The following is a 9,796-nucleotide window of genomic DNA, read 5'->3' as shown; positions in this document are numbered from 1 at the left end:
CACCGGCGTCCTCTGCCTCGCAGCCGCCCTCGATTGGCTCAAGCGATGACACGCCCTAGACGCTTAAATTTCGAAAGCTAAGCCTACAACAAATAAGGGGCATCTGTTCACACCACCTGCATCTGTGGGAGCAAACAATCCAAAAGCAAGCGCCCCGCGACGGCGCCACCCCTTCTGTCGAGGTTTCGGCGGTGCGGGACGCCGGCCGCCTGCGTCGAGCAAAGGATCTCCTACCCGATACATAGAACGACTTGGAAATCGACCAGCTTCTCATCGGATCATTACCGGGGGTGGGCGGCAAGACGAAGGTAGCGTCGGGATTGAGGTGATTCCGATGCATCTGATCGCCGAACTCCAGATCCGGGCTCGAACCCTATCCCGCGGGCGATCGCTGAGACAGGTCGGCGGCCAACGCGGCGATGCGCGCGCGCAGGGCTTCCGCGAAGCGGGCGGGGTCGTGGAGGGCGCGGGTGCGGGCGGCCAGGTCGGGCGAGGGGAGGGTGCGGGCGGCGGTGAGGATCGCCGTCGCGAGGGCGTCGGGTGCGTCGGCTTCCGGCGTGAGGGAAGCGAGGGAGAGGGCGGTGGCCTGCGTCGCCGCCCGCATCGCGCGGTGGGCGGGGATGTCGCTCGCCGCGATGGGGAGGGCGCGGGCGAGGGCTTCCGCGAGGGCGAGGGGCTGGGCCTCGGCCCGGGAGGGAAACAGCGCGAGGCCGACGCCCGCGAACGCCGTCTCGGGCGGGCGCTCGCCCGCGAAGTCCACGGCCTCCTCCAGGCCCAGGGCCGCGATCCGGCTTCGCAGGGTCGCGGCGTAAGCCGCATCGAGTTCCGGGCCGATGAGGGTGAGGCGGGCTTGCGGATGTGCCGGGCGCAGGCGCGCGAGGGCGTCCACGGCGAGGTCCTGGCCCTTGCGCGGCACGATGGCGCCGACCACGGCGAGGCGCGCGAGGGGATCGCCGCCCGGAGCGGGGAGGGGCGCCAGGGCGGGAAGAGGGTTGCGGATCAGGGTCGCGGGCAGGCCCTCGGGCGGCGCGATGTGATCGCTGATGAGGATGCAGGAATCCGCGAGGGCGACGCGCAGGCGCGCGAGGCGACCCCGGCCGGCATCGGCGTGCAGGTGCCACAGGAGGTGGGGGCGGGGGCGTGAGAACCGGGCGGCGAGGCCGTAGACGTAGAGGCTCGGCTCGTCGTGGACGTGGATCACGTCCGGCCGCAGGCGACGCAGGGCCAGGGCTTCCCGCGCCACGAGGCGCGCGAGGACCGGCAGCACGGCGAGCTTGCGCCATCGCCCCGTCAGGGGGCGCGAGGGAAAAAGGGGCGGCACCGGCTCGTCGGCCTCGGGCAACGGCGCCCGGACGGTGACGGCGTGGCCTGGACGCAGGGCCTGCGCGGCGGCGAGGAGCACCCGGGTCGAGCCGCCACGGGTGTCGTAGAGGGTGGGAAGCAGGATTTTCACAGGGTCCCGGCCCGCACGGGAATGCGGGCCGGGGCAGGGGGTTTCCTGGAAGAGGCGTGGATCACGCGGCCGGGGCCGACGCGGCACCGGCGAGGGCGGCGGCGACCTTGCGAGCGAACGCCACGGGATCGCGCGGGGTGTCGCCATCCTGAACGCGGGCGAGGTCGAGGAGGGTACCGGCGGCCTCGGCGATGTCCTCCTCCGTGGCGACCCGGTCGGCGAGGGAGCGGATCAGGGGATGGCGCGGGTTGATCTCCAGCACCGGCAGGCTGCCGCCGCCCCGTCCGGCCCGGCGCAGGAGTCGCTGCATCTGCAGGTCCGGGCCGCCGCTCGACGCCGAGAGCACCACGGCGCTCTCCACCAGGCGGTCCGTGGCGCGAACTTCCGACACGTCCGCCGCGAGGGCGGTCTTGAGCGCCGCGACCAGGGCATCGACGGAGGCCGGAGCCTCGCCGGCATCGGCCTCGCCCGCGAATTTCGCGAGATCGATGGAGCCCTGGGTGATCGAGCGCAGCGGCTTGTCGTCGAAACGGCCCAGCGCCTCCGGCCAGAACGCATCGACGTGGTCGGACAGCAGCAGCACCTCGATGCCACGGGCGCGGAAGCCTTCGAGCTGGGGCGAGGTCTTCAAGGCATCGGCATCGTCGGCGACGAGGTAGTAGATCGCCTCCTGGCCATCCTTCATGCGCGAGACATAGTCGGGGAGCGACGTCCAGCCATCCTGCGCCGAGGAGTGGAAGCGCAAGAGCGGGGCGATCTCGCCCCGGCGCTCGTGGTCCTCGTAGATGCCCTCCTTGAGGACGGGGCCGAAATTCTCCCAGAACGGGGTGTAGCCCTCTGCGTCCTTGGCCCGGTTGGTGAGTTCCGTGAGCACGCGGCCGGTCACCGCCCGGCGGATCTTGGTGAGCACGGGCGTCGCCTGCAGCATCTCGCGGGAGACGTTGAGGGGCAGGTCTTCGGTGTCGACCACACCCTGGACGAAGCGCAGCCACGGGGGCAGCAGCTCGGCCTCGTCGGTGATGAACATCCGGCGCACATGCAGGCGTACCTTGCTGGCGCGCTCGTTCTCCACCGCCTGGAACGGTTTCATGCCGGGCACGAACAGCAGGGCGGAGAATTCGAGCGCCCCTTCGGCCCGCCAGTGCAGGGTGGCCCAGGGCTCGTCGAAGTTCATGCCGACATGGCGATAGAACTCGGTGTACTGCTCGGGCGTGATCTCGGATTTGGACTTGCGCCACAGGGCGGTGCCCTGGTTGGCCGTCTCCTCCTTGCCGTCCTCCACCAATGCGATGGGCACGGTAATGTGGTCGGCCCATTTGCGCACGACGTGATCGAGGCGGTAGCCTTCGAGGTACTCGCCGGCATCTTCCTTGAGGTGCAGCACGATGTCGGTGCCGGGTTCGGCGCGGGTCGCCGGCTCGAGGGTGTAGGCGCCCTGGCCGTCGGAGGCCCAGGTCCAGGCCTCGTCGGAGCCGGCGCGGCGCGACGTGACGGTGACCCGGTCGGCGACCATGAAGGCGGAGTAGAAGCCGACGCCGAACTGGCCGATGAGGCTCGGGCGGTCCTCGGCCTTCGCGTCCCCAAGGGACTGGCTGAAGGCGCGGGTGCCGGAGCGCGCGATGGTGCCGAGGTTCTGGGCGAGCTCGGCCTTGGTCATGCCGATCCCGGCATCCGACAGGGTGAGGGTGCGGGCGGTCTTATCGGGGACGATGCGGACCTTGGCATCGGGGGGCAGGGCGGAGGCCTGGTCGGTCAGGGCCTCGAAGCGGCGCCGGTCCATGGCGTCGGCCGCGTTGGCCACGAGTTCCCGCAGAAAGATCTCACGGTCGGAATAGAGGGCGTGGACCACAAGGTCCAACAGGCGTCCGACCTCGGCACCGAATTCGTGCCGCTCCACGGTGTCGCTCAAGGGGTCGTCTCCGAAGGTTGCGAGGAATGCGCGCGATATGCGGGCGGCGGCGGCCGAATTCAATGGCGCGGCACGGCCGGCTGCAACCTTCCGGGGGTTCGAGCGTAGCCTTGCGGTTCATCCACCCCCGAGGAGGCCCGCCATGGAACCGATGAAGCCGATGGAACCGATGAAGCCCATGGAACCGATGAAACCCATGAAGGGCGCCGAACCGTGGTGGCCGAAGGATCTCGGCCAGCCCGCGAGCAGCGGTGGCCAGAACGGCCTGCGCTACGCGTTCTTTCCCGAGGCTCACCGCCTCCTCGTCGAGACCGACGGGACGCTCAAGACCTACGACAGCGGCGATCACAGGATCTCCGGCGTGCAGCAGGCGAGCGGCGGTGCGCCGCGCTTCACCAGCCAATCGGGCGACGTTTCCCTCGACGATCTCAAGGTCGTGTCATAGGCGCGATCCTCAGGGCCGCGCCGCCACGGGCCGGCCCGCCCCGCCGAGGCCGTGGCGCGCGGCGGCGGCATTGACGATGCCGAACCGGAGCACCGCCTGTTCGAGGTAGTCGATGGCGTCCACGAGGGCGGCCCGCGCCGCCTCGACGGCGTCCGCGCCATCCTCCGGACGGGTCTCGGCGAGGTTGACGGCCGCGATGAGCACGCGGTCGCGCTCGCCCTCGATCCGGCGGTCACGCTCGACATGGCCACGGATATCGGCGTCGAACGCCTCGATCACCGCCCAGGGCAGGTCGTCCCCACTCACCGACGCGGGAAAAGCCGCCGCGCGGCGCCGGGCCTGCGCCGCCGCGCGCCGGACCGTCTGGGCGAGGGCCGTCTCCCCGGTTTCCTCGGTCATCGCTGTCTGCGTGGGGTTCAAGCCGGCCCTCCCGTGATGGCGTGCGCCGTGGAAACGTCCGGTCCGCCCGGATCGTTGCGGCGGTGCCACCGGGAGCCGGTCCGATCAAGACCGCGCGGTCCAGGCCCCATGGGGCCTGGACCGAGGGCGTGGCGGCTAGTTGGAGCGCGAAACCTCGACAAGGTTGTCCGAGAAGCTCGGAGCATGGCCCATATCGGTGAAGGCACCCGACGAGATACTGTTGACGGTGCCTTCGTTGAGCTGACGCCAGTAGCCCAGCGTCGCCACCACGATGCCCGGCCTCACGTCGTCGGTGATGCGCGCCACGCCCTTGAAGGCGCCGCGATCGTTGGCGACCTGCACCCGGTCCCCGTCGCGGATGCCACGGGTGTCGGCATCGGCTTGGTTGATCATCACGAACTGCTCGCCCTGGCCCTTCTGCTTGTCCTCCATGTTGGCGTAGCAGGAGTTCAAGAAGTAGTGGCTTTTCGGCGAGACGATGTTGAGCGGGAAGCGCTTGGCCAATTCCGGATCGTTGGTGTGGGATTCGCGTGGGCCGAGGTAGTCGGGCAGCGGGTCGAGGGCCTCGCCGGGCTGGAAGCCCTCGTACATCTGCCGGAACGGCGGGGCGACGAAGTTCGTGGCGCCCTCGACCATGAACATGCACTTGCCCGTCGGCGTCGGGAAGTTGCCCTCGCGATGCGGCGCCCGGTCGTCGGGCGTGCCGACCTTCAGGCGGGCGAAGCCGTGCTGGCGCAGGTAGGCGAGGTCGATGCCCTCACAGGCCGGGGACGACCAATCGACGTAGTGCTCCAGGCACTCCGTGTCGGTCCACTTGAAGTTCTCGTCCTCGTAGCCGAGCCGGGCCGCGAGCTGGCGGAAGATCTCGTTGTTCGGGATCGCCTCGCCGGGCGCCTCGGCGCATTTGGTGTTGTAGGTGAGATAAAGGTGGCCCCAGGACAGGATCATGTCCTCCATCTCGGCGCCCATGGTCGCGGGAAGCACGATGTCGGCATAGGAGGCGGTGTCGGAGAGGAAGTGCTCGGCCGAGACCATGAACAGGTCCTCGCGCATCAGGCCCTCGACGATCTTGTCCGTCTCGGGCGCTTGCGTGACGGGGTTCGAGTTCCAGCACATCATCGACAGGATGGGCGGGTCGAGCTTCAGCTCGCCGGTGAGCGCCCGGCCGATCTGCAGGTTGGAGACGACGCGGGTTCCCTCCGGGATCAGGTCGGGCCGGCACATCACGTCGAACTTGTAGGGGTGCTCCCACACGCCGAACTGCGTGACGCCGCCGCCGACATGGCGCCACGCGCCGGTGAGGGCCGGGATGGACGACACCGCCCGGATGGTCTGGCCGCCGCCGTAATGGCGCTCCAGGGCCACACCCATGCGGATGCCCACCGGCTGCTCGGTCGCCATCTCGCGGGCGAGCTTGCGGATGTCGTCGGCCGGCACGCCGGTGATCTCGGCGGCCCATTCGGGCGTGCGGGGGCTCGCCCGCTCCTTCAACTCCTCGAAGCCGACCGTGTAGTTGTCGACATAGTCCTGATCGACGAGGCCCTGCTCGATGATGGAGTTGATCAGCGCCATGGCGAGCGCGCCGTCGGTGCCGGGCTTCGGGGCGATGTGCCAGTCGGCGGCCTTGGCGGTGCGCGAGGCGTAGGTGTCGATCACGACGACCTTGGCGCCCTTTTTCTGCGCGTCCTTCACGATCGCCCAATGGTGCAGGTTGGTGCTGACCGAGTTGCAGGCCCAGATGACGATGTATTTGGAGTGGATGTAGCTGTCGGGGTCGAGGCCCGCCGTCGGGCCGACGGTGAGGAGCCACGCGGTGCAGGAGCCTTCGCCGCAAAAGGTCCGCTCGGTGACCGTGGCGCCCATGCGGTTGAAGAAGGCGTCGCCGCCGTTCAGCCCGTGCACGAGGCCCTGGTTGCCGAGGTAGCTGTAGGGCACGATGGCCTGCGGACCATGCTGGTCGATGATCGCCTTCCAGCGCGACGCGATGGTGTCCAGCGCCTCGTCCCAGGTGATGCGCTCGAACTGCTTCGACCCCTTCGGCCCGGCCCGCTTCATCGGGTAGAGCAGCCGGTCGGGATGGTAGTGGCGCTTCTCGTAGTCCTTCAGCTTCACGCAGAGGCCGCCGCGGGTCATCGGATGATCCGGGTTGCCGCGCACACCGAGCAGCTCCCCGTCCTTCACCTCGAACAGCATCGAGCAGGTATCCGGGCAATCATGCGGGCAGCCGCCGAAGAAGGTCTCCGTCAGGCTCTCGGCTTCGGCCACGATCAGGGAGTCGGGCTTGACGATTTCGTTCATGTTTCCTCCGCGCATCGGACGCCCGGCCTTCGTGGGCTCTTGGAAGGCGCCTCAGTTCGCTCTTAGAATGCATTAAGTTGCCAACGATTCCAAATTGCGATCCGGCGGAGGGGGCAAGCCGATGACGAGCCAAATCGGTGGCAAGGCAAGTCTTCGGACAGCGATACGGGCGGGAAGCCGGGGCGGCTGGGGTTTTCCGCGCCCACGATCCTGATGCGTCTGGGTCGCGTCGAGGCTGGAACCCATGGCGCCGCCGGCGTTCCGGCTCACGCAAAGGCATCTTTACCCCCTGGGCATATCCGGTCGGTAGGATCGGGGCGGGTGCGGAGTGCAAGATGCTCGAACGACTGTTGGAACACCTCAGATATGCCGCAACGCTGAAAGCCTGCTCGGAACAGGCCCGGCATCCCGCCGAGCGCCGTCTGTTCATGGCCCTCGCGGCCGTGCACGAGGCGAAATCACGCACGCTGATGCGGCGGGTCGAGCAGACGGGCGTGGCCAAGGCCAACACCGAGGCCGTGTCCGGACGCGGATTGTGGGCCGCCGCCACGGGACAGGCCGGTTCCCGGGCGCGGCCCGCATCGCCCGGCCGGTCGCGATTTCCCATGTCGGGGGCAAGCTCCAGATCCCGTTGACGTCGCGCGGCGTTCGGGGGGCGCTTGAAAAGCGCCCCCAACCAGATAGCTCGCTCTGGATCTGTCTGCGGTCAGGCGGATCGCCGCGCGGGGCTCGGCAGGAGGCGACAGCGATGAACCGGCGCGAGCTCAGCCGAGCCTATCCCCAAACCCTGCTCGTGACGGGACGGCAGTGGCGTCGCCTCGCCGATAGGGTGGCGGAACGGCACGGGCTCTCGGAGGCCACGGCGCTGCCCCTGGTGATGATCGCGCGTTCAGGGAACGCAGCGCGTCAGCACGCCCTCGCCGAGGCGATGGGCATTGAGGGGCCGTCGCTGATGCGCCCGCTCGACCGGTGCGAGAAGGCCGGGCTGGTGGTCCGCGCCGTGGATCCGGGCGACCGGCGCGCGAAGGTGCTCGGCCTCGCCCTGGAAGGCGAGCGGTTCGTCGCCGGGATGGAAATCGAACTCGACCGCTCGCGCGCGGCGATGTTCGGCGATGTCGATCCCGACGAGCCGCGGGCGAGCCTGCGGGTGTTCCGGACGGTGCGGGACTTCGCGGCCCGAGCCGCCGCCGCCGCGCCGGGCATGCGGGAGGCCGCCGTATGACCCTTCCGGGGTGGCGCGCCTGGGCCTTCTCCCTGAAGACCTTCGCGGCCGGGATGTCGGCTCTGTTCCTGGCGTTCTGGATCGACCTGCCGAATCCCTACTGGGCGCTCGGCACCGTCTACATCACCAGCCAGGTGCTCGCCGGGGCCACCCGTTCGAAGGCGCTCTACCGGGTGCTGGGCACCCTGCTGGGGGCCGTGGTCACGGTCGCGCTCGTGCCGAACCTCGTCAATGCCCCGGAACTCCTGACCCTCGCCATCGCCCTCTGGGTCGCCACCTGCCTGTACGTTTCCCTGCTCGACCGCACCCCGCGCAGCTACCTCATGATGCTCGGCGGCTACACGGCGGCGCTGATCGGCTTTCCCGCCGTCGGCGATCCCGGAACGATGTTCGACACCGCCGTCGCGCGGGCGGAAGAAATCACCCTCGGCATCCTCTGCGCCAGCCTCGTCAACACGGTGGTGCTGCCGCAATCCGTGGCGCCCGTGATCGCCGCCCGGCTCGATATCTGGCTGCGCGATGCCCGGGGCTGGGTCGTCGCCGTCCTGGGTCGCGCCCGCGCGACGACGGATACCCAGGCGACGCGGTTGAAGCTGGCCTCGGAGGCCGTCGCCTTCGACGCCCTGGCGACGCCCCTGCGCTACGACATGACCGGGGCCGAACGCTCCGCCGAGGCGATGGCGACCCTACGCCAGCACATGCTGATGTTCCTGCCCATCGCCTCAGCCATCGCGGACCGCATCGAGACGCTGGAACGCGCGGGCGCCGTGCCGGAACGCCTGCGCACCCTCCTCGACGACACCGCCGCCTGGCTCACCTCCGGCGCGACGGAGCCGGCGCGCGCCGAGCGCCTGAAGGCCGCCGCCCACGACCTCGAACCGGCCCTCGGCGAGGGAGCGTCCTGGGACGCCCTGGTCCTCGCCAGCCTGCTGGCGCGCCTGCGCGACTTCATCGACCTGCGCCAGGATGCCCGCCTGCTGCAGCGGCACATCGCGGACGGTTCGCCCGTCACCGAGGGGCTGAGCTTCCGGTACACGGCGGCGGCGCGCACCATCCGCCACCGCGACCACGGCATGGCTTTCCTCTCGGGGGTCGGCGTGTTCCTGACCATCCTCCTCACCTGCGCCATCTGGATCGCGACCGGATGGCCGCACGGCGCGGCCGCGCCGATGATGGCGGCGGTGGGGTGCAGCTTCTTCGCCGCCCAGGACGACCCGGCGCCGTTCATCGTCAACTTCGCCAATTCGGCGATCCTCGGCGCCCTCGTGGCGGGGGCCTACCTGTTCGCGATCCTGCCCCTCGCGACCACCTTCGAGATGCTGGTCCTGGCGCTGGCCCCGGCCTTTCTCGCCTGCGGTGTGTTCATGACCCAGCCGAAGACCGCGCCCCTCGCCATGGGGGCGGCGGTCAACGGCTCGGCGACGATCGCCCTCCAGGGCAGCTACAGCGCCGATTTCGCTGCCTTCGCCAATTCCTCCATCGCGGTGGTCGTCGGCCTGTGGGTGGCCGCCATCGTCACCCGCCTCGTGCGCTCCGTCGGCGCCGGCTGGTCGGCGCGGCGCCTCCGGGCGGTCAACCGCCGTGATCTGGCCCGCGCCGCCGAGCGCCAGGGCGCGCAGAACGGCCTCGAACTCGCCGCCCTCATGCTCGACCGCGTCGGCCTGATCGCGCCGCGCCTCGCCGCCCTGCCGTCCGACGATGCCGAATGGACCGCCGACCTCCTCGCCGAGGTCCGGGTCGGCATCAACCTGGTGGAGTTGCGGCGCGACCGGCGCCACCTCCCGCGGGAGGCCCGCGCGGCGGTCGAGGCTTTGCTCGGCACCCTGGCGGGGCACTTCCGGGCCAAGCCCGCGGCGGCGGCGCCGGAACTGCTCACGCGCATCGACGACGCCCTCGCGGCCGTTTCCCGTGGGCCGCAGCGGCCCTCCGGACACGCCGCGCTGATGGGGCTCGTGGGCATCCGGCGCGGCCTGTTTCCCGACGCGGCTCCCTACCGTTCGAGCCCGCGCCCGACCACGCAACCGGACCTCGCGGCATGACGGGTGGACC

At 70.1% G+C, this 9,796-nt stretch carries 8 protein-coding genes; 4 read left to right on the top strand and 4 right to left on the bottom strand.

Going from position 1 to position 9,796, the window contains the following annotated elements:
- Window positions 1-373 precede the first annotated feature (373 nt).
- Complete coding sequence (locus BM249_RS19660) at window positions 374-1,453, bottom strand: glycosyltransferase (protein ID WP_177232466.1); 1,080 nt, start codon at window positions 1,451-1,453, stop codon at window positions 374-376.
- Window positions 1,454-1,514: 61 nt separating this feature from the next.
- The gene (gene htpG, locus BM249_RS19655) at window positions 1,515-3,362 is read right to left on the bottom strand and encodes a molecular chaperone HtpG (RefSeq protein WP_091975172.1); all 1,848 of its coding nucleotides are present in this window, start codon (window positions 3,360-3,362) and stop codon (window positions 1,515-1,517) included.
- Between the two features lie 142 nt (window positions 3,363-3,504).
- Here htpG and BM249_RS19650 point away from each other — a divergent pair, with 142 nt between their 5' ends.
- Window positions 3,505-3,807 (top strand): hypothetical protein, encoded by a 303-nt coding sequence (locus BM249_RS19650; RefSeq protein ID WP_091975168.1) that lies wholly within the window; start codon window positions 3,505-3,507, stop codon window positions 3,805-3,807.
- 9 nt (window positions 3,808-3,816) lie between these two features.
- Here the strand turns inward: BM249_RS19650 and BM249_RS19645 are convergent, their stop codons facing one another.
- Window positions 3,817-4,206 carry a hypothetical protein gene (locus tag BM249_RS19645; RefSeq protein ID WP_091975166.1) on the bottom strand — a complete coding sequence of 130 codons (390 nt, stop codon included), beginning with the start codon at window positions 4,204-4,206 and terminating at the stop codon, window positions 3,817-3,819.
- Window positions 4,207-4,362: 156 nt separating this feature from the next.
- Window positions 4,363-6,525 (bottom strand): molybdopterin-containing oxidoreductase family protein, encoded by a 2,163-nt coding sequence (locus tag BM249_RS19640; protein ID WP_091975165.1) that lies wholly within the window; start codon window positions 6,523-6,525, stop codon window positions 4,363-4,365.
- 335 nt (window positions 6,526-6,860) lie between these two features.
- On the opposite strand from BM249_RS19640, the gene BM249_RS19635 reads away from it, so the two are divergent.
- From BM249_RS19635 to BM249_RS19625, 3 genes are all read left to right on the top strand, one after another.
- A complete protein-coding gene (locus BM249_RS19635; RefSeq protein WP_091975163.1) occupies window positions 6,861-7,160 on the top strand; it encodes a hypothetical protein in 300 nt (99 codons plus the stop codon).
- A 113-nt stretch (window positions 7,161-7,273) separates the two neighbouring features.
- Window positions 7,274-7,747: a MarR family winged helix-turn-helix transcriptional regulator gene (locus tag BM249_RS19630; protein ID WP_091975161.1), complete on the top strand. Its 474-nt coding sequence runs from the start codon at window positions 7,274-7,276 to the stop codon at window positions 7,745-7,747.
- Window positions 7,744-9,786, top strand: a complete 2,043-nt coding sequence (locus BM249_RS19625) for an FUSC family protein (protein ID WP_091975160.1) — start codon at window positions 7,744-7,746, stop codon at window positions 9,784-9,786. Before BM249_RS19630 ends, BM249_RS19625 begins: the two co-directional genes overlap by 4 nt.
- The last annotated feature ends 10 nt before the right edge of the window (window positions 9,787-9,796 follow it).

This window comes from Methylobacterium gossipiicola (genome assembly GCF_900113485.1).
Taxonomy (GTDB): domain Bacteria; phylum Pseudomonadota; class Alphaproteobacteria; order Rhizobiales; family Beijerinckiaceae; genus Methylobacterium; species Methylobacterium gossipiicola.
Note: the sequence above shows the minus strand (reverse complement) of the source record. Positions and strands in the feature narration are given on the sequence as shown.

Coding starts and splice junctions, on each gene's coding strand:
- BM249_RS19650 (WP_091975168.1), top strand. CDS start 3,505: ATGGAACCGATGAAGCCGATGGAACCGATGAAGCCCATGGAACCGATG.
- BM249_RS19645 (WP_091975166.1), bottom strand. CDS start 4,206: ATGACCGAGGAAACCGGGGAGACGGCCCTCGCCCAGACGGTCCGGCGC.
- BM249_RS19640 (WP_091975165.1), bottom strand. CDS start 6,525: ATGAACGAAATCGTCAAGCCCGACTCCCTGATCGTGGCCGAAGCCGAG.
- BM249_RS19635 (WP_091975163.1), top strand. CDS start 6,861: ATGCTCGAACGACTGTTGGAACACCTCAGATATGCCGCAACGCTGAAA.
- BM249_RS19630 (WP_091975161.1), top strand. CDS start 7,274: ATGAACCGGCGCGAGCTCAGCCGAGCCTATCCCCAAACCCTGCTCGTG.
- BM249_RS19625 (WP_091975160.1), top strand. CDS start 7,744: ATGACCCTTCCGGGGTGGCGCGCCTGGGCCTTCTCCCTGAAGACCTTC.